Genomic DNA, 18,954 nt, shown 5'->3' on the forward strand with positions numbered 1-18,954 from the left:
CGTGGCCGCCGTGCCCGGGACCGGCAAACCGGGGGAAGGAGCGGTCAGACAGCGGCGCGGACCCGCTGAAGGAAGGAATCCAGGACGTGTCCGGCGTTCTCCTGCAAGCGGCGTGAATCCGGCGCCCCCGGCTGGGTGCACTTGGGACCCTGGAGCCGCTCGCCGAGGTAGAGCAATGCGGCAAGAACCTCCGAGAGCTCAGTGTTGCCCTCGGCGCGCTGCCGCAGTAGCCTCAGGTGCGCTGCCCGGAGGGCCGGTCCCGGCGCGCAGCCAAGATCGCGGTCGAAGAGCCGGCGGCAGCGGTCGTAGGCGGAGAGGCCCTCAACCGGGAGCCCCGCCTGTTCGTAGCCGGCCACCAGCACCGTCCATGCCCGCTCATTGAGCGGCTCCGAGCGGACTGCCGCCTGGGCCAGCTGAATGGTGACGTCCGGCTTATCCAGGAAGGCGGCGGTTTCCGCGGCGAAGATCTGGGCCGCCACCTTTTCGGCAGCATGGCGCGTCCGGGCCTCCTCGGCCCAGTCGGCCACCAGCTCGAAGCCCAACAGCGGCTCGGCGGAGAGTTCCAGCGCCTGCAGCAGCAGCGCGTGCGCCTCAGCCGGCGCGGACTGACCCGCAGCGCGCACCAGCCGGTTGAAGTTCGCCAGGTCCAGGTCCACGAGTTGCGGATCGAGGACGTAGCCGCTGTTGGCGGTGCGCAACGGGCCGGTCTTGGTGTGGCCGGGCTGGATCGCCCGCCGGATGCCGCTCACATAGCTCTCCAGGGTAGCGACGGCGCCGTCTGTGGCGCTGGCACCCCAAAGGATTTCGATCAGACGCGTCTTGGAGACAGGTGTCCCCAGATTGAGCAGAAGAATTTCGAAGATGTGCCGGGGCTTACAGCCGCCCATGTCCGCTGCAGTGAGCGCCGTCCCCTCACGGTTGATCTCGAATGTTCCGAAAAGCTTTACCGAAATTGCTGGTGATGAACCACTCAATTTTTCCACGATATTCTCCGATTTCCCCAGGTAAAACGAACCCAATCGCAATTTTGAGAGCCGATTCCTCAACGGAACTATGCTGTGCTGAGACGCTGTTCCTTCCGGCTTCCACTGAAACCGTGACATGCCAATAGGGGCACAACAAGGAATGAAACTACCCGTTCTTTACTGGAAGGAAAGTCGGGTACACCGGGAAGTACTGCCGAGTAAACGGCGGAACGGACTCTGCAGGTACTTGTCCGTCCGGACAAGTAGCCCTACGCCGCTGGCCGTCGCGGTAGCAAGTACCCGACCGTCCGGCGGCAAGAACCGGCGATGGAGCGATTTGGGCGCCTTCGTCCCCGACCCGCGATGCCAGCTTTTCGCAAGGGCCTGGGCCTACCGTCTGGTCTCTGGCAGTTCCCTCCACCGCAGAAGGGTGCGGACATGAATCCTGCGGCTCCGAAACGGGCCCCCGCCACGACCACCGTGTCCGCACCCTGCTCTCATGGACGGCGCCCTCAGGAGTCCAATGCCAGGCTTGGCGTCATGATCCGCCGGATCGCGGCCCGTCGTCAAACGGCCGGCCGTTGGGGACCCGGAGCGACCGCTGAGGATCTCCTGACCGCCGGCGCCTGGCGGAATCCATTTCTGGATCTGCTCCCTCCGACTGCACCGAAGTCCCCGCGGATCATTGTTTACAACGGCTGACTGAAATCCGATAGGGCAACCAATTCGCGACAACATGAGTGCCGTTTCGTTGGAATAAAAATATCTCCGTCGGCGATCAGCAGCTTCGTAGTGTGGCGGATATGCTCAGTATTCCGGCTTGTCTTTGGTCAGCTCTTCGGGCACGGCCACAACGCGTAATTCGATTCCGGCACGCAGTAAAGCAAGCTCCAGGGGCGCACCAGTCGCCTCCGCGAAAAGCATCTTTTGTAGACTCTCGACATTCCGCTGACCACACCGCGGTCACAGCACCCGCCAGCACCCAAGGGTTGCCCACGGCGATGAAACAGCGCGGCCTTCAGCGCCCCGGCGTCCCGAATTCCACCGGCGCCGCGGTCGGGGGGCGTCGGTAGCAAGATATCCCGCGGAGGCGACCAGGCCAGCGGATCCGGCTCGAATCCTGCCGCTAAGTCCGGCGCCGGCGGGACATCCCGATCGCAGCGCCCACGGCGCGTCGCCCTGAACCGGTACACATCGAAGTCAACCACCGGGCACACGGCGGCAGTCCGGTGCCGCATCCGCCGGCGGTGAAATGCGGTCAGGGACTACGCCGGATATCCCGGCGCCGGGTTGAGCTTCGCGCCTCCGGCGGTCCGCCGCTAGGCTCAGGAGGAGACCAGCCTTTCAGCCACAGGAGAACCCACGTGAACCCAGCGTCCCCTTCCACCGATCCGATGCCACCGCCGGGCCTGAGCTGGGGTATCAAGCGAAGCTTCATCGACTACATCGGCAGCCTGCCGGACGGGTCCGTTTCGGCTGCCGAGGGCGCCACTGTGCTCGAATCGGGCCTGTTTTGTTTCACCGCCGATGCCTCCGACTACGACGCCGCCCGAGGGACGGGTGTGCTGCGCTTCTTGGGCGATGTCCGGCTTTCCGGCCACCACGGGATGCTGCTGGTCCGGCTGCTGGATCCCTGGATCACCTTCAGCGGCGGCAGCGGGGTCCTGTCCATCAGCACCGGTGACGGCGGCGGCCAGGACCGCACCACCGTGGGTTTCGTGCGGGCCGCTGCCCCCGTCGTCGTCGAGGGGTCCCTCGTTTGGGAGCACGCCGACGTCGTCATCTCCCCTGAAGGATCTGAGCTGTTCGACGGCCAATACGCCGCCGGCCAGCCGATGGACCCGCTGTTCATCCGCGCCAGGACGTAGGTGCCGCCGATGTCAACCGGCGGGTGCAGCCCCGCACGGACCCGGGCGATGAAAGGGTTGCAGAACGGTACCGTCCGGGACGGCTGTGGCCCGGACACAATCGGGCACACGATGACCGGCCGCACACTGGTTGAGGAGAGCGTGCGGCCGGTAGCCTGCGGTGCTTCGGGAAACGCGTCCCGTAGCCAGTTGAACTTCGTCGTGTCCTAACAGTGCCTGATCGCACCTGAGAGGACGCTGAGAAGCGGGGGGTCCATGCGGGCGTGAAGAAAAGTGCCCTTCGACTGTTGTCCGGAGCCGGCCGTTGCCCCATTCTTGGAACATGGACCAGGTCTCGTCCGATTCGGAGGGCGTTCGGACCCAGCGCGGCCGGAACCGCTGGGGCGTGCGCAAGCGCACGACCGCGACGGCCGTCGCCGTCGTAGCGATGGCGCTGCTGGTCGGTGGCCTGATCTGGCTGGTTCTGCTGCAGACCACCCTGACCGCCTCGACCGAGGCGTCGGCCCGGCAAAAGACCCAGGATGTGATCGCGCAACTGGCGGTGGACCAAGACATCGAGGATGCGATCGAGTACATCCATTCCACCGGATACGCGGGCCAGTTCGTTCAGCTGCTGGATCCGAAAGGTGATGTGGTCGCGGGGTCCGAGCCCAGAGTCGCGGTCAACCCACTGTCGGCCCTTCGTCCGGGACCTGGCGAAACCGCAGTCCAGGATGTCACCAGCCTCCCGAATATCGGGCACGACGACGACTTCCAGGTGATCGCTACCGGTGCGCGGCTGGGCAGCACGGACTACACCATCGTCGTCGCCTCCACGGTGCAGGTCCAGGCTGACACGGTCGCCACCGTGGCGTGGCTGATGCTCGCCGCCATGCCCTTGCTGCTGGCCGTCGTCGCCATTGCCATGTGGTTCCTGGTGGGACGATCCCTGCGCCACGTCGAAATGATCCGGGGCCAGGTGGCGCGGATCAACGCCGAACGCCTGGACGGGCGCATCGATGTGCCGCCTACCAGGGACGAGCTGCAGGCCCTTGCACAGACTATGAACACTATGCTGGACCGGCTGCAGGCATCGGACCGTGAACAGCGGCAGTTCGTCTCCGATGCCAGCCATGAACTGCGCAGCCCGCTGGCGACCCTGAGCGCCGGGGTGGAGATTGCTGCCGCGGATCCGTCCGGTGCGATGTGGATCCAGATGAAGGACGTTCTATCCGGCGAGACCGCCCGCATGCGTTATCTGGTGGAGGACCTGCTGACGCTGGCCAAAGCCAACGACGGCGGTCTCGCCATCGAGTCCGTGGACGTGGACCTGGACGACGTCGTGGAGCAGGAAATCCGCCACCTGCGCTCGGCGGGACGGCACCAGGTCACGGCCGATCTCACTCCCGCCAGGATTAAGGGGGACGCCCGGCGGCTGGCGCAGGTGCTGCGCAACGTGCTCGATAACGCGGACCGCCATGCGCTGTCGCGGATCCGGATCAGCCTTCACACAACCCCCGAGGGAGCTGTCGTATCGGTGGATAACGACGGCGACCCGGTCCCCGAGACGGAACGGCACCGGATCTTCGAGCGGTTCGTCCGGCTAGACGAGAGCCGGTCCCGGGAGGGCGGCGGCAGCGGGCTCGGCCTGGCCATCGCGGCCGGGATCATGGCAGCGCATCACGGGTCCATCCGGGCCACCGAGAGCCCGGCCGGTAACTGCCGTTTCGAGATGGTCTTCCCGCTGGCCGGACAGCCGGTTCCCTCCCCCGTCACGTCCCCGGCGGCCGTTCGACCGCGCGCTCAAGGATCCTCCCGGCACTAAGCAGGTATCCCATCCCCCGGACCGTGACCAGGCTGTTCAGGCCGAACGGCGCGTCAATCTTGCGCCGCAGGTAACCGATGTAGACCTCCACCACGTTGTCTCCGCCGTCAAAGGCGGAGTCCCACACATTGTCCAGGATCTCCGCCTTTGACACGATCTGGTCGTGCCGGCGCATCAGGTACTGCAGCAGCCCGTACTCCCGCGCCGTGAGGCTGATCAGGGTTCCGCCGCGGCGGACGCTGCGGTCCACCGGATCCAGCGTCAGGTCACCCAGCGTCAGCACCACGGGCCGCTCGGGGGCACCGCGGCGGATCAGCGCCCGGATCCGCGCCACCAGCACCAGGAAACTGAACGGTTTGGTCAGGTAATCGTCGGCGCCGAGGTCAAAGGCATCCGTCTCGTCATATTCGCCGTCCTTCGCCGTGAGCATCAGCACCGGAGTCCAGACCTTCCGCTGCCGCAGTTCCCTCAGGACGTCATAGCCGTTCTTCAGCGGCAGCATGAGGTCCAGAAGGATGACGTCGTAGGCGTTCTCCGTCGCCGCTGAAAGTCCGCTGACCCCGTCGTGGGAAACCTCGACGACGAAGCCTTCGTGCACCAGCCCGCGGCGGACTGTTTCTGCCAGGACCTTCTCGTCCTCCACCATCAAAATCCTCATCACGGGGCTCCTGTCCTCAGAGACAGTATGCCGCCTCCGCGCCGGGTCTATGGCCTATGGCTCACGGTGCTGCAGCCGCCTCGGACGGTTCCGCCGCAATCGGTAGCATTTCACCGGTCCGGCGGCGGATGATGCACTGACTCCGGCGGCGGACGGTGCACTGACGTCATGGGACGGTCTCCCGGCTTGAGGTTCCGGGCTGCCGTCCCCGACTTGCTGCTTGCCCTATCTGTCCACGCGGGTCTGCGGAAGATCCGCGGCGGGTCCGAAGAGCCAGCCCGTAACATCACTGCGCAGGACCAGATGCGGACCCCCAGTCGGGCTGACGCTGCCATTGGCAACGTAGTACCCGCGCCCCGCTCCCGGACCGCCGGCCGCACGGTCCAGTGCATCAGTGAGCTGTCGGGGCAGGTGCCCCTGGGGTCCGAGTGCCCGTAGGCCGTCGAGTTCTTCCGGGGCGAGCCGTCCCAGCACTGCAGCAATATCGGCCATGGTGGATCCCCTCCGGAGGATGGTGCGTGAGGATTCAGCCTAGGCTCGGGGCATTAACGCCGCGTAAAATCCGGACGACGATCATGGAACAGATGAGTAGGAACATCCGGGGCGCTCCGGCCGTGTTCGAAGAGAGAGTGCCGTGTTCGAAGAGAGAGCGCACCCGAATGGCGTCCCGACCCCGGCGACCCCGGGCGTCCAGCCTTCGGCCGCCGCTCCTGCGCAGTGACGGACCGGCAACTCAAGGTAGGCTTCCGGGGCGGGCCGCAGCCGGCACGGATCCCGTCCCTCGGCATCGGTGTTATGAGTGTCACTGCACCCCTGCCCCTTACACCCACCAAATTAACCGCTGGATGCTGTACCGTTCAATCCCGGGAAACTCAGAACAAACGGAATCGAGAATCAACCAGGTGGCAACCGACTATGACGAAGTTCGATCCGACGTCGCGGAATCACGCAACGCCTCTCTGGAGGCCCTTCGCTCCGCGAATGCGCCGGACGCCCGCAGCGTCACCCGTGAGCTCGATGAGGCTGACACCTCTGAAGGCGTAGAACTGCCGGGCGCTGACCTGTCCGGCGAGGAATTGACGGTTACCGTCATTCCGCAGAAGGATGACGAGTTCACGTGTTATTCGTGCTTCCTTGTCCGGCACCGCTCCCAGCTCGCCCGCGAGAAGGCGGGCCACTCGTACTGTGCTGACTGCATGAGCTGACTGGCGGACTGCTCTACATTCCCGCCGCAACGCAGATTACCAGGCCAGCGGACCCGCGTCCGATCGTTGCCTGCGCCGCGGTGACGCCCGGGGTTACCGGAAGCTCCGGCGCCGGCACGGCCGTACGGGAGCTTTCGACGGCGGCCCCGGCCCCGGTTATGCCGGAAACCATCGGATTTTGGTGCCATTTCGCTGCGGCGGGCGGACAATGGACAGTAGTTCTACCTGCTGAAGTTGTCTTCCCCACGCAGAGGCTGGTGCGCCGTGAATATTGGCAGGGCCCGCCACCGCCGGCTTGCCACGGTGTTGGCCGTGTTGCTTGTCCCAGTACTAACCGGGCTTGGAGGTTGCGCCGTCGGCGGCGGAAGCCCGGCGCCGTCGACGTCGGCCGGCCAAACAGCAACCGGCAGTTCGACGGCGGGTGCAACGGCCATCACGATCAAGGACTTCGGCTACGGGGCCCCGATTGCCGTTGCCCCGGGGGCGACGGTGACGGTGACGAATCTGGACAGCGCGCCACATACTGTGACGGCCGACGATGGCTCAGCGTTCGACGCGGATGTGAAAGGCAGCGGCGCCACCACAACGTTCACGGCGCCATCACAACCCGGGACGTACACCGTCCACTGCACATACCATCCGAATATGCGCGGAACGCTGACAGTGAAATGAGCCTCCGCGGCCGCTCTGAATCATCCGCGGGATTGAGTGCCAACGGTATGGTCCTCCGGGTGCTGACGGCCATCGCCCTGGTGATCGATGCTGTGGTCCACATCCGGCTCGCACCCGGCTATCAGGCCGCCAACCCCGGCGGGATCGGACAAGGCAACCTCTTCCTGCTCGAGTCCGCCGCGGCCGTCCTTGCCGCGCTCTTCGTCCTTCTGCGCGGGAGCCGGGTCGCCTATGCGTTTGCCCTTATGGTGGCCCTGAGTGCTTTCGTTGCCGTCGTCATTTACCGCTATGCCGATATTCCGGCGTTCGGACCGTTCCCGGCAATGTACGAGCCGGTCTGGTTCTTCGAGAAATCCCTGAGCGCTGTGGCGGAGGCAGCCGGGGCGGTACTCGCCGTCATCGGTTTCGTCCGCGCAGGGCGCACCGCCGCGCCGTCCGGCCGGCCGGCGAGCCGGCGTAGACTCTCCGCAGACTAACGCAGCATGACAGCGGCGTCATGAACAAGAACCGGCTGGAGACGTTCAGCGATGGTGTGCTGGCCATTATCATCACCATCATGGTGCTGGAGCTCCATGTCCCCGCCGGGCCGACCTGGCAGGCACTGCTCGAGGAACTGCCGACGTTCCTCAGCTACGCGCTGAGCTTCATCTACGTGGGGATCTACTGGAACAACCACCACCACTTGCTTCATCTGGCCGGACAGATCAGCGGCGGGGTGCTCTGGGCCAACCTGCACCTGTTGTTCTGGCTCTCGCTGTTCCCGTTCACCACGCGCTGGATGAACACCGCGGGTCTGGCGGAGGTGCCCGTGCTGGTGTACGGGCTGAATCTGCTCCTCGCTTCCATTGCTTTCCACGTTCTGAAGACGACCCTGATCCGCCGGCAGGGACGAAACGGCGCTCTGGAGCTGGCGCTGGGCCGGGACTGGAAAGGACGGGCCTCCCCCTTGCTCTACATCCTGGGCATGGGCCTCAGCCTCGTGACCCCGGTGGTGGGACTGCTGGTCTACAGCGCGGTCGCAGCCATCTGGCTCATCCCCGACCGCCGGGTGGAGCGTTTCGTCACGCACGGGATGGAACAGGCACCGGACCCCAGGGCCGCGGATCCCAACGGCCAGGCCCGGAACAGCTAAGCCTTGATCCACCGGTCTGCCGGGGTCAGCCCCGGGGGCGCAGCCGGATGGAAGGAAGAACCGGTGCCGGCAGGGGCGCGGGTTCCCCCGCCGGAAATGTGCCAAAGCGCGGGCGCCCACCTCCGCCGCTGGCCTCCATCCGGGGTTCGACGCCGATCTCGGCCTGCCATTGGGCCCGGTACTCAAGGATCTCCTCGTGGCTGCGGCCCACAAAGTTCCACCACATCACAATCTGTTCGCCCAGGGGCTCCCCACCGATCAGCAGCACCCGCAACGCTTCCACGCCGGCGGTCAGGATCAGCGAGGAGCGTCCGGCCGGCAGGTAGGCCAAATGGTCCCTGGCGACGGGGTGCCCGTCCAGGCCGAGAGTTCCCTCATCCACCAGCAAGCCGTGTTCGAAGCCCGCGTCGACGCTGAGCCTCAGCGTCGCCCCGGCGTCGAGGAGGATTTCCGCCCCCACTAAGGGAGTGTGTGTGGCGACCGGCGATGCGGAGCCGGCCAGCGACCCCAGGAAGACGCGCATGGTCCAGCCATCCCCGCTCAGCGGTTCCGGGCGGTAATGCTCGAAGGTGGGCTCCATCTGGCGGACGCGGTCCGGCAGAGCGACCCAGAGCTGCGCGCCGTGCAGGACCCGGGTGGCCGGGGTTGAGATTTCGGAGTGGCTGATTCCGCGGCCGGCGGTCATCAGGTTGACTTCGCCCGGCCGCACGGCGGCATGGAAGCCGGCCGAGTCGCGGTGTTCGATCTCGCCGGTAAAGAGCCAGCTGACAGTCTGCAGCCCGGTATGCGGGTGCCGTGGAACCCTCATGCCGCCGGTCTCCCCGATGCGGTCCGGACCGTAGTGGTCCAGGAAGCACCATGCACCGATCAGGCTGCGCTGGCGTTGGGGAAGGGTACGGCGCACATCCATCGCCCGCGGGCCGCCCAACGGAACCTGCCGCGGAACCAGTATTTCCACACCACCGCAGCCGGTGTCGGCTTCGCAAATGATTTCCTGGGGGGCAATTTCGGTATTGCTCATGAGGTCAGCCTAGCGCCGCCAGGACGCCGTAACCCGGGCCCGGCCCGGGGCCCTGGGTCCGGGTCCGGGCCTGCCGGCGGCACCGGGCATCATGGAGATATGGCCACCCTTGAGTCCCCCATCACGTTTACCATCGGTGAAACCGCAGTTTCGGGAGTCTATGCCCGGCCTGACAATCCGCTGGCGACGCTCGTCGTGGCCCACGGAGCAGGAGCCGGGATGGAGCATCCGTTCCTGACCGGCTTCACCCGGGGCGTTAAACGAGGTGTCCGTCGCGACCCTTCGCTTTAACTTCCCGTACCGCCAGGCCGGCCGGAAATTCCCGGACCGGCCGCCGGGCTGGTCTACCTCGGCTACCCGCTCCATCCGCCGGGCAAGCCGGAGAAGATCCGCGACGAACATCTCTACGGGCTGACCCGGCCCATGCTCTTCCTGCAGGGAACGCGGGATCCTTTCGCGACCCCCGGGCTGCTTGAGGCGGTGGTTGCCCGCATCGGGCCCTCGGCCACCCTGGAGTGGCGTGCGGGCTGCGGTCACACTTTCGAGGTTGCAGGAATAAAGCGCAGTGCGGAGGACCTCGGGGCGTCGCTGGCAGCACCTACGGCAGCGTTCATTGTGGCGCACAGCAGCGGCTGACCCGGTCTGCCAGGGAGGGATCCCGGCTAATTCCTCAGCTCCAGTCACCGCGGCGCAGCGGCGGTTCGGCGCCGCCGGCCCGCTGCACCAGGACCTGGTTGACGCCGGTTATGCCGGCTTCGAAGCCAAGGGCGCTGGCCGCCATGTACAGGCGCCACACCCGGGCCCGCCCCTCGCCGGCAGACCGCACAGCCGGCGCCCAGTGTTCCTCCAGATTCTGCACCCACGCGCGAAGCGTGAGCGCGTAGTGGCGGCGCAGCGCTTCGACGTCGAGGACTTCGAAGCCGCCGGACTCCAGCGCGCCGATCACCTCGGCCAGGCCCAGCATCTCGCCGTCGGGGAAGACATAACGTGGAATGAAGGAATCCGGGTCCGGGTCGGCGGGACCACCGTTCCAGGAAATGGCGTGGTTGAGCAGCCGGCCGCCGGGACGAAGCAGTCCGTGCAGCCGGGAGACGTAATTGGGCATCTGCCCGCGGCCCACATGTTCGGACATCCCGATGGAACTGATCGCGTCGAACGGCCCGTCGGCTACGTCACGGTAATCCTGGACCCTGATCTCCACCCGGTCAGCCAGCCCGGCGTCCGCCACCCGTTTGCCGGCGAGCGCCGCCTGTTCGCCGGATAGCGTGACACCCACGACGTCGGCCCCGTAGTTACGGGCGGCGTGCAGGGCAAAGCTGCCCCAGCCGCAACCGACGTCGAGCACCCTCATGCCGGGCCGGAGCCCCAGCTTGCGGCAGACGAGGTCCATCTTCGCGTTCTGGGCCGCGTCCAGGCCGGTGTCGGGACCGTCCCAGACCGCGCAGGAGTAAACCATCGACGGGCCGAGGACGAGGGCATAGAAGTCGTTGCCCACGTCGTAGTGGTGCGAGATGGCCGCGGCGTCGCGCCTCCTGGAGTGCGGCAGGCCGGCGCGGACGGGCTTTGCTTCCTCCGGCGGCGGCGCGGGGTTCAGGCCCAGCGCGCCGAGCCGGGCTGCAGTCGTGAGGATCATCGCGAGTTCGCGGGCCGTGGGCCTTCTGAAAGGGCCGGGCTCGGCGAACTTGCCGGCCGAGCTCAGCGCGACGAACGCCTCGAAGATGTCGCCGCGGGCGTCGATATCGCCGGCAACGTAGGCCCGGCTGAGTCCCAGTTGCCCTGGCGACCACAGGATCCGCCGCAGCGCCCGCGGCGACCGGAACACAACCACCGGCGCGCCGGCCGGCCCGGCCTCCGAGCCGTCCCAGGCCCGCAGCCGGAGCGGAATCTCCTTGGTGCCCAGGACAATGGCCAGCGCTTGGGCCAGCCGTGATGCCACACCGTTGCTTGCCGTCATGATCATTGCCTCTCTTCCCGTGGCGTCTCCTGGCCCCAATCTATTCGCAGCCCCCCGCGGCCCAACAGGGGCCAGACGTCCCGTAGTTCCTACCGGATCCGTCCCCGGTGCCGCCACCGCTCTGGTGCTCCCGGGCCGGAGCCTACGAAATTGCTGAATTACTGGCTGACGGCGGAAACTGCGAGCTGCTGACCCGCGGGTGTGATTGTCATTTCCGCTAAAATGGCCTCAATCAGCACGCTCCTGGGGTGACTTGTGTGTCGGAAGCCCTCCCCTCGCTCCTCTCTCGCGGAGACGTTGAAGAACGTCGGGCATCATGGCGAATTTCGCTGCGGATTCGGTCCCCCGACACCCCAACGCTCTGGCGCTGCGCGGATTCCCGCAGCGCCGGGCCGTTTCCGTGTCGCGGGACTTTTTGCGCAGCGGAAACCATGCGGTGGCGCTCCGGGTGGGGGCGGTGTCGGTAGACTGCGTAGCTCGACTAGGTGGAGGGAGGCTCAGGTGGGGCCGCTGCACGATGAAGATGTTCCCCGCTGGTGGGAAGCGCTCGGGCTCCCGGGCCTGATCGACATCCATACCCACTTCCTGCCCGAACGGATGCTGCGGCGGGTCTGGGCCCACTTCGACGACGCCGGACCGCTGGTCGGCCGCCCCTGGCCGATCACCTACCGCTGGGACGAAGCGAGCCGGCTGGCGCAGCTCCGCCGGCTGGGCCTCCGTCACTTTACGGCGCTGACCTATGCGCACCGGCCTGGCATGGCGGCGGACCTCACCGACTTCGCCCTCAAGCTGGCGGCAACCGAGCCGGACTGTGTCCCCAGCGCGACGTTCTTCCCCGAGGACGGCGTCCTGGAGCAGGTCCAATCGGCGCTGGAGCGCGGCGCCCGGGTGTTCAAGATCCACGCGCAGGTGGGCGGTTTCGACCTGCGCGAGCCGGTTCTCGATCCGGTCTGGGGGCTGCTGGCCGAGTCGGGCGTGCCGGTGGTTGTGCATGTGGGCAGCGGGCCCGTTCCGCGGCCAGGGTTCACCGGCCCTGACAAGCTTGAGGGCGTGATGCGCCGGCATCCCGGACTGACCGCCGTCGTCGCTCATCTGGGGGCTCCGGAGTATGCCGAGTTCCTTGCCCTGGCCGGGACGTATCCGCGCCTCCACCTGGACACCACCATGGTGTTCACCGACTTCTTCGAGGCCGCCGCGCCCTTCCCGCCCGAACTGCTGCCGCGGCTTGCGGAACTGCCGGACCGGATCGTGCTCGGCAGCGACTTCCCCAACATCCCCTACCCCTACGCCCATCAGCTGGAGTCGCTGGAGCGCCTGCGGGACTTGGAGCCGGCGCTCGACGACGACTGGCTGCGCGCCGTCTGCTGGTTCAACGGCAAGCGGCTGCTCGGAGTATAGCCGGAAAACGGGCCCCTAGTCCTTGCCCCGGGCCCGGCTGGGCTGTACCCGCGGCGGCTCCCCCGGCATCTTCGGGAAGTCCGGCGGGAAAGGCAGCTCCCCCAGCCCGGCGGCGAGATCCCGCTCCCACCAGCCCATCAGGACATCAAGGGTGCCGGCGGTGGAGTGCATCCCCGCCCAGGGGTCCCCGCTGGTCTTGAGCCGCTGCGGGACTGTGAGGATGGTGAAGTCCTGGCTGTCGGCGTTCTCCAGTTCGTCCCAGCCGATCGGGCAGGAGACCGTGGCGTTCTCCAGGGCCCGCGGGCTGTAGGCCCCGGCCATCGTGCGGTCGCGGTTGGCCTGGTTGAAGTCAACGAAGATCCGGGTGCCGCGCTCCTCCTTCCACCACGCGGTGGTGACCTTGTCCGGCATCCGGCGTTCCAGTTCGCGGGCGGCCGCGATGACGCCATGGCGTACGTCAAGGAACTCGCGGCTCGGCTCGATGGGCGCAAAGACATGCAGCCCGCGGTTGCCGGACGTCTTGATGAAGGACGTCAGCCCCGCCTCGGCGAGGACCGACCGCAGTTCCTGCGCCGCCGGGATGGCGTCCTGGAACCCGGTGCCGGGCTGCGGATCAAGATCGATCCGCAACTGGTCGGGATTGTCCGGGTTGCCGGCCCGTGAGGGCCAGGGGTGGAACACGATGGTGTTCATCTGCACCGCCCAGACCGCGGCCGCGACCTCGTCAATGACCAGCTGGGGATGCGAGCGGCCGCTCGGATAGACCACGGTCACGGAACGCACATGGTCCGGTGTGCCCTTGGGCGGATTCTTCGAATAAAACTGTTCGCCGTCAATGTTGTCCGAGAACCGCTGGAGGGTGACCGGCCGATCGCCGTTGGCCGTCAGGAAGGCATCCCCGACGTCGACGATATAGCGGGCTAGGTCAAGCTTGGTCAGTCCCAGCTTCGGCCAGAGCACCCTGCCTGGACTTGAGATCCGTTGTTCCCGCGTGCCGTGCGGGCCGCTCACGGCGAGCGTGGTTTCTTCCCTGGCCATGGGGACAAGTTACCCCCGGGCCGGTGGTGAAGGGAATAGGCCGTTCGTCTGGCCCCTGCTGCGGCGGGCGGTAGTAATTCAGCCCCATCAGCAGACCTGCCGGGCCAGTGATGGAGCAGGCCTTCCCCATCTGGCCGAGCCCGAACGCAGGAACGATGACGGCGCCACGGGATACTCCGGTACCGCGAAGGGCTGCGGATCATCCCGCCGTCGGCAGATCAGCCTTTCAGCAGGTCCGCGTGGTGCGCGGCGGCGACATTAGGGTGGGCCCGGAGCCGGTAGCGCAGGGCGTTGTCCCCGTAGGTTTCCAGAATCGGGCTGTTCGTCGGATCGACCGACAGGCCGCGGGCCCTGGCCTGGAAATCCGCGCCTACCGCGAGTTGCGGCATGGTTGCGTCAAGCGCCGGATTGTAGAAGAACGGAAGGGACATCCGGTCAGTACCGCGCAGCGGCGAGATGACACGGTGCAGGGTTGCCTTGAGGTAGCCGTTCGTGGCCAGTTCCAGCATCTCGCCGATATTGACCACGAAGGCCCCGGGCACCGGCGGTGCGTCGATCCATTTGCCCTTGTAATCGACCTGGAGTCCACCCTTTCCGGGCTCCACCAGCAGCAGCGTCAGCACGCCGCCGTCGCGATGGGAGCCCACGCCCTGTTTGGGCTCCGGGTTGGAATCCCCCGGATACCGCACGATCTTCAGCAGCGGGAAGGCCCGTGCCGCGAATGCAGCGTCGAAGGTGTCCTCCGCCGCCCCGAGCGAGACCGCCAGGGCGCGCAGGAGAGTGAGTGAGATGCTGCTCAGGCGCTCGGTCCACTCGGACACGATCTGCCGCATGTCGGGCAGGGCCTCCGGCCACAGGTTTGGCCCTTCGAGACGCCAATAGTCCGCGACGCCGGAGCCCGGCTCCACGGTCTCGCGCTCGACGCCGATGTCGATCTGTTCGCGCCAGTCGACAGCGCCGTCCGTAAGTTCGCCGCCCACCCGGGTGTAGCCGCGGAACTGCGGGCTGTGGACGTTTTCGACGGCGAGCTTCTGGTCTTCGGGCAGCTCGAAGAAGCGCCGGGACACCCCGAGTATGGCGTCCGTCAGCTCCTGCGGCACCCCGTGGCCAGCCAGATAGAAAAACCCGACCTCATGCATGGCGTTGCGCAGTTCGTCTCGAAACAGGGATGCCTCTGCCGGGCCCGCATTCAATCGGGAGATGTCGAGGACGGGCAATGTTTCGAGTGGCAACGTCTTAGTCCTTTTCAGTGCACTTGGCAAGCGGGCGCCTGTACTGGCTCCAATATTACGGATTCGACGGCGTCACGGCTCATTGACGTGTCGAAATAAGACATCCTGGGTTGCCAGCTCGTGGCGAACGGCATTCGTAGGCTGAAACTCAGTTTCTCTTGACTTGACACTGCGTTTCACGTAGAACAGTGGAATGTTTCCTGACACCGCCGCAGAGCGCCCGACTGCGCCCACCTGCCCCCTTCTCTGAACCACTCTGAACCACCCAGAGCGACCCAGAACGACCCTCCCAAAGGATGGCTCCGCATGCCCGACTACGACGTCGCTGAACCGCTGGATACGGACTACTACGCTGTCTTCGCAAACATCCCCGACCCCGAGCGCGCGGCGTGGGGCCGGGCCCGGTCCTTCATCGGCGAGGCGCTGCCGCAGATGAACGACTTCTGGGAACGCGCCGAGTTCCCGGCCCACCTCGCCAAGCGCATGGGCGAGTTGAACCTGCTGGCGGACGGAATTGAGGTGCCGGGCCTGGAGCCGATGTCGCCGCTGGCCGCCGGCCTGATCAACATGGAGGTCTCCCGCGGGGACGGTTCACTCGGCACCGTGATCGCGGTCCAGGGCGGCCTGGCGCTGCGCTCGATTGCCCTGTTTGGCTCCGAAGCCCAGCGGGCGGCCTGGCTGGGTCCGTTGGCCCGCGGCGAAAGACTGGGTGCCTTCGCCCTGACGGAACCGGAGCACGGCTCAGATTCCGTGGCGCTGGAAACGACTGCCACGCCCGACGGCGGGGACTACGTCCTCAACGGCGAGAAGAAATGGATCGGCAACGGCGCCGGCGGGGACATCACGGTGGTCTGGGCGCGCGACGACGCCGGCAACGTCCGAGGTTTCCTCGTGGAACAGGACCGTGAGGGTTACGAGGCCGAGACCATTACCGGCAAGGCTTCGCTCCGTGCCATCCACCAGGCCCGGATCAGGCTCAACAACGTCCGCATCCCCCGGACCAATCTGCTTCCCGGTACGCGGACCTTCAAGGACGCCTCCCGGGTCCTGGTGGCCACCCGCCTGGGGGTGGCCTGGTCCGCCCTCGGTCACGCCACCGCCGTGTACGAGGCCGCCTTGAGCTACGCCACGCAGCGCACCCAGTTCGGCAAGCCGCTGGCGAAGTTCCAGCTGGTCCAGGACCGGCTGGCCTACATGCTCTCCGAGCTGACCAGCATGCAGCTGCACTGCGTCCATCTGGCGGGACTCGACGCAGCCGGGCAGATGCGCCCTACCCAGGCCTCGATGGCTAAGTACCACAACACCCGCAAGGCCCGCGAGCTGGCGTCCCTTGCCCGCGACATGCTGGGCGGCAACGGCATCCTGCTGGAAAACCACGTGATCAGGCACCTGCTGGACATCGAATCCATCCATACCTACGAAGGCACACAAAGCATTCAGACCCTATTGATCGGCCGCGATGTCACCGGACATAGCGCCTTCGCCTAAGGATTCGTTATGACCACCACTGAGCTTCCCAACGAAACCCCGCTGAGCCCGCTGCGGTTCCTGCAGCGCTCCGCGGAAGTGTTCGGGCACAAGACCGCGATCATCCACGGTGACCGCTCCTACACCTACCGGGACTTCGCGGCCGAAGCCCAGCGGCTCGCCAAAGTGATCAAAGCCAAGATCAGGCCCGGCGACCGGGTGGCATTCCTGTGTCCCAATGTTCCGGAGCTCCTGATCGCGCACTTCGCCGTTCCCCTGGCCGGCGGCGTCCTGGTGGCCCTGAACTCGCGGATGACCGCCCGGGAGCTGCAGTACATCCTGGCGCATTCCGAAGCCAAACTCCTGTTTGCCGATTCCGAACTGCTGGGCACCGTGGCAGGGCTGGACCTGGACCAGACCCAGCTGCTCGACGTCGTCGAGGTGCCGGACAGCACCGTCGGCGCACGGGCGGTCCCGGCGGGACTTGCCGCGACGCAGTATGCGGACTTCCTCGCCGCACCGGCGGGCGGGGACGCCGATCTTCCCTGGGGCGTCGGGGACGAACGCACCGCCATCACCCTGAACTACACCTCCGGGACCACCGGCAAACCCAAGGGTGTGCTGTATTCGCACCGCGGCGCCTATCTGAACTCCCTCGGTGAAACCATCCACAACCACTTCACCGGCGACACCCGCTACCTCTGGACGCTGCCGATGTTCCACTGCAACGGCTGGTGCACCACCTGGGCGGTGACCGCGGTGGCGGGCGTCCACATCTGCCTGCGGACGGTGCGTGCAGACAGCGTCTGGGACGCCATCGACACGCTGGGCGTGACCAACCTCTGCGGCGCCCCCACGGTCTGCAGCATTATCGCCGAGGCGCCCCAGGCCCACCGGCTGAAGGCACCGCTGCGGATCACGACGGCGGGAGCGCCGCCGTCGCCGTCGATCATCACCTCCCTGGAGGCAATCGGGATCAGCGTGGTCCACGTCTACGGGCTGACCGAGGTGTACGGTCCCTACACGATTTGTGAGTACCAGGCCGAGTGGGACGATCTGTCCCCCCAGGACCGGGCCGTCAGGATATCCCGCCAGGGTGTGGGAATGCTGCAGGCCGAAACGGCGCGCATCGTGGACCTGGACATGCGCGATGTGCCGGCCGACGGCGCCACCCTGGGCGAGATTGTGCTGCGCGGCAACAACGTTATGCTCGGCTACTTCAAGGATCCCGAGGCCACGGCCGACGCCTTCCGGGGCGGCTGGTTCCACACCGGCGACCTCGGCGTGATGCATCCCGACGGTTACGTCCAGCTCAAGGACCGGGCCAAGGACATCATCATCTCCGGCGGGGAGAACATCTCCAGCATCGAGGTGGAGCAGGCCATCATCAGCCACCCTGCGGTGCTGAACGTGGCCGTGATCGGCGTCCCCGACGAGAAGTGGGGCGAACGGCCCGTGGCCTTTGTGATCCGCAGCAACTCCAGCCCGGTGACGGCCGAGGAAATCCGCTCGCACGTCAGGAGCCTGCTGTCCGGGTTCAAGGTCCCGGACAGGATCCTGTTTCCCGATGAACTCCCCCACAACTCCACCGGTAAGGTCCTGAAATCGAAACTGCGCGCCCTGAACCTCAGCGCCACGGACCACAGCGCCACGGACCACGGCAAGGACGCCACCAGATGAGCCAGCAGGACATCATCGATGCGGGTGCCGCCCGGATCAACGTCAAGGTCACCGACTGCGGCGGCGGCAGCGGACCGGATGGTGCGCTTCTACTGTACCGGGATGGCACCAGTGGCTGATTTCCGCACCGAGGTGGCCGAAGCCGCCCTGGATTTGTTCACCGACACCGGTTATGACGCGACCAGCGTGGACGACATCGCCCAGTCGGCAGGCATCTCGCGCAGTACTTTTTTCCGCCAGTTCCGCGCCAAGGAAGACGTGATCTTCGCCGACCACGAAGCCCTGCTGGCGGAGCTGACCGCGTATCTGGCCCGGAGCCATGCCGATCCGTGGGCAGCCGTCTGCCGCGCCGCGACGCTGGTCTTCGGAAAATTCTCGGCACGCCGGCTGCAGGCCCAGAAGCGCTACCATGTGGTGCAGGCTGTGCCTGCGCTCCGGGACCGGGAAACGATCATGGTCTCCCGCTACGAACGGCTCTTCTCGGACTATCTGCGGCAGGCATTCCCGGGCACCTCGGCCCTTGGCGCCATCCGCTTCGCCGCCGCGGTCACGGCCACGCACAACTACGTATTGCGCGAAATGATGCTGGATTCACCCCTGGGCTCCGCCCGGACTTTGGACCACGAGTTGCGGGAGCTGCGCCGGATTTTCGGTGTGCTGCCGCAAGGCGGCCCTGCTGCCGCGCCCGCCGGGGACGATCTGGTCGTAGCCGTCTTCACCCGCTCTACCCCCGCCGCGGAGATCGCCCGCCGGATCCATGACATGCTCGACACCGGCACGAACTGACGGAGCCCCGCGCGGCACATCCGTGTTTCGCCCGTTGATAGGGCTTTAGAAGTTGACGGGGGCTTTAGTCTCGG

Annotated in this window: 18 protein-coding genes and 1 pseudogene; 12 read left to right on the forward strand and 7 right to left on the reverse strand. The window is 66.6% G+C overall.

The annotated features are described in order from the left end of the window. Positions 1–44 precede the first annotated feature (44 nt). Positions 45–974 carry an AfsR/SARP family transcriptional regulator gene (locus tag AC50X6_RS10960; RefSeq protein ID WP_494966238.1) on the reverse strand — a complete coding sequence of 310 codons (930 nt, stop codon included), beginning with the start codon at positions 972–974 and terminating at the stop codon, positions 45–47. A 1,355-nt stretch (positions 975–2,329) separates the two neighbouring features. On the opposite strand from AC50X6_RS10960, the gene AC50X6_RS10965 reads away from it, so the two are divergent. Beyond that, positions 2,330–2,833 carry an HtaA domain-containing protein gene (locus AC50X6_RS10965; RefSeq protein ID WP_494966239.1) on the forward strand — a complete coding sequence of 168 codons (504 nt, stop codon included), beginning with the start codon at positions 2,330–2,332 and terminating at the stop codon, positions 2,831–2,833. A 322-nt stretch (positions 2,834–3,155) separates the two neighbouring features. Continuing rightward, positions 3,156–4,637 carry a sensor histidine kinase gene (locus tag AC50X6_RS10970; protein ID WP_494966240.1) on the forward strand — a complete coding sequence of 494 codons (1,482 nt, stop codon included), beginning with the start codon at positions 3,156–3,158 and terminating at the stop codon, positions 4,635–4,637. Here AC50X6_RS10970 and AC50X6_RS10975 read toward each other — a convergent pair. Both AC50X6_RS10975 and AC50X6_RS10980 read right to left on the reverse strand, forming a co-directional pair. Next, positions 4,585–5,295 (reverse strand): response regulator transcription factor, encoded by a 711-nt coding sequence (locus AC50X6_RS10975; protein ID WP_494966241.1) that lies wholly within the window; start codon positions 5,293–5,295, stop codon positions 4,585–4,587. The two genes, AC50X6_RS10970 and AC50X6_RS10975, sit on opposite strands and share 53 nt — an antisense overlap. A gap of 225 nt (positions 5,296–5,520) precedes the next feature. Continuing rightward, on the reverse strand, positions 5,521–5,787 hold the full coding sequence (locus AC50X6_RS10980; RefSeq protein ID WP_494966242.1) for a hypothetical protein: 267 nt from the start codon (positions 5,785–5,787) through the stop codon (positions 5,521–5,523). Between the two features lie 410 nt (positions 5,788–6,197). Between AC50X6_RS10980 and AC50X6_RS10985 the strand changes: the two genes are divergently transcribed. The 4 genes from AC50X6_RS10985 to AC50X6_RS11000 all read left to right on the forward strand — a co-directional run bounded on the left by AC50X6_RS10985 (position 6,198) and on the right by AC50X6_RS11000 (position 8,304). Further along, positions 6,198–6,500, forward strand: a complete 303-nt coding sequence (locus tag AC50X6_RS10985) for a DUF4193 domain-containing protein (RefSeq protein WP_024367177.1) — start codon at positions 6,198–6,200, stop codon at positions 6,498–6,500. 312 nt (positions 6,501–6,812) lie between these two features. Beyond that, complete coding sequence (locus AC50X6_RS10990; RefSeq protein WP_494966243.1) at positions 6,813–7,172, forward strand: cupredoxin domain-containing protein; 360 nt, start codon at positions 6,813–6,815, stop codon at positions 7,170–7,172. A gap of 32 nt (positions 7,173–7,204) precedes the next feature. Next, positions 7,205–7,648, forward strand: coding sequence for a hypothetical protein (locus AC50X6_RS10995; RefSeq protein ID WP_494966244.1), 444 nt, complete (start codon positions 7,205–7,207; stop codon positions 7,646–7,648). A 20-nt stretch (positions 7,649–7,668) separates the two neighbouring features. Further along, positions 7,669–8,304, forward strand: coding sequence for a TMEM175 family protein (locus AC50X6_RS11000; protein ID WP_494966245.1), 636 nt, complete (start codon positions 7,669–7,671; stop codon positions 8,302–8,304). Between the two features lie 25 nt (positions 8,305–8,329). Here AC50X6_RS11000 and AC50X6_RS11005 read toward each other — a convergent pair whose 3' ends face one another. After that, complete coding sequence (locus AC50X6_RS11005; RefSeq protein ID WP_494966246.1) at positions 8,330–9,325, reverse strand: pirin family protein; 996 nt, start codon at positions 9,323–9,325, stop codon at positions 8,330–8,332. A 99-nt stretch (positions 9,326–9,424) separates the two neighbouring features. Between AC50X6_RS11005 and AC50X6_RS11010 the strand changes: the two are divergent. Further along, positions 9,425–9,961: pseudogene (locus tag AC50X6_RS11010) on the forward strand (alpha/beta hydrolase family protein). Between the two features lie 34 nt (positions 9,962–9,995). On the opposite strand, the gene AC50X6_RS11015 reads toward AC50X6_RS11010, so the two are convergent. Further along, positions 9,996–11,279: a class I SAM-dependent methyltransferase gene (locus AC50X6_RS11015; RefSeq protein ID WP_494966247.1), complete on the reverse strand. Its 1,284-nt coding sequence runs from the start codon at positions 11,277–11,279 to the stop codon at positions 9,996–9,998. A gap of 501 nt (positions 11,280–11,780) precedes the next feature. On the opposite strand from AC50X6_RS11015, the gene AC50X6_RS11020 reads away from it, so the two are divergent. Then, positions 11,781–12,677, forward strand: coding sequence for an amidohydrolase family protein (locus AC50X6_RS11020; RefSeq protein ID WP_494966248.1), 897 nt, complete (start codon positions 11,781–11,783; stop codon positions 12,675–12,677). A gap of 15 nt (positions 12,678–12,692) precedes the next feature. On the opposite strand, the gene ligD is transcribed toward AC50X6_RS11020, so the two are convergent. Together ligD and AC50X6_RS11030 are read right to left on the reverse strand one after the other, a co-directional pair. Beyond that, the gene (gene ligD, locus AC50X6_RS11025; protein WP_494966249.1) at positions 12,693–13,715 is read right to left on the reverse strand and encodes a non-homologous end-joining DNA ligase; all 1,023 of its coding nucleotides are present in this window, start codon (positions 13,713–13,715) and stop codon (positions 12,693–12,695) included. A gap of 218 nt (positions 13,716–13,933) precedes the next feature. Next, a complete protein-coding gene (locus AC50X6_RS11030; RefSeq protein WP_494966250.1) occupies positions 13,934–14,947 on the reverse strand; it encodes an isopenicillin N synthase family dioxygenase in 1,014 nt (337 codons plus the stop codon). A gap of 306 nt (positions 14,948–15,253) precedes the next feature. On the opposite strand from AC50X6_RS11030, the gene AC50X6_RS11035 reads away from it, so the two are divergent. From AC50X6_RS11035 to AC50X6_RS11050, 4 genes are read left to right on the forward strand one after another with little or no spacing between them, the layout of a single operon-like run. After that, positions 15,254–16,435, forward strand: coding sequence for an acyl-CoA dehydrogenase family protein (locus tag AC50X6_RS11035; RefSeq protein WP_494966251.1), 1,182 nt, complete (start codon positions 15,254–15,256; stop codon positions 16,433–16,435). 9 nt (positions 16,436–16,444) lie between these two features. Further along, the gene (locus AC50X6_RS11040; protein WP_494966252.1) at positions 16,445–18,094 is read left to right on the forward strand and encodes an AMP-binding protein; all 1,650 of its coding nucleotides are present in this window, start codon (positions 16,445–16,447) and stop codon (positions 18,092–18,094) included. After that, on the forward strand, positions 18,091–18,213 hold the full coding sequence (locus AC50X6_RS11045) for a hypothetical protein (RefSeq protein WP_494966253.1): 123 nt from the start codon (positions 18,091–18,093) through the stop codon (positions 18,211–18,213). Before AC50X6_RS11040 ends, AC50X6_RS11045 begins: the two co-directional genes overlap by 4 nt. Next, a complete protein-coding gene (locus AC50X6_RS11050) occupies positions 18,197–18,880 on the forward strand; it encodes a TetR/AcrR family transcriptional regulator (protein ID WP_494966254.1) in 684 nt (227 codons plus the stop codon). Before AC50X6_RS11045 ends, AC50X6_RS11050 begins: the two co-directional genes overlap by 17 nt. Positions 18,881–18,954: the final 74 nt, after the last annotated feature.

The organism is Pseudarthrobacter sp. HLT1-7 (assembly GCF_059383435.1).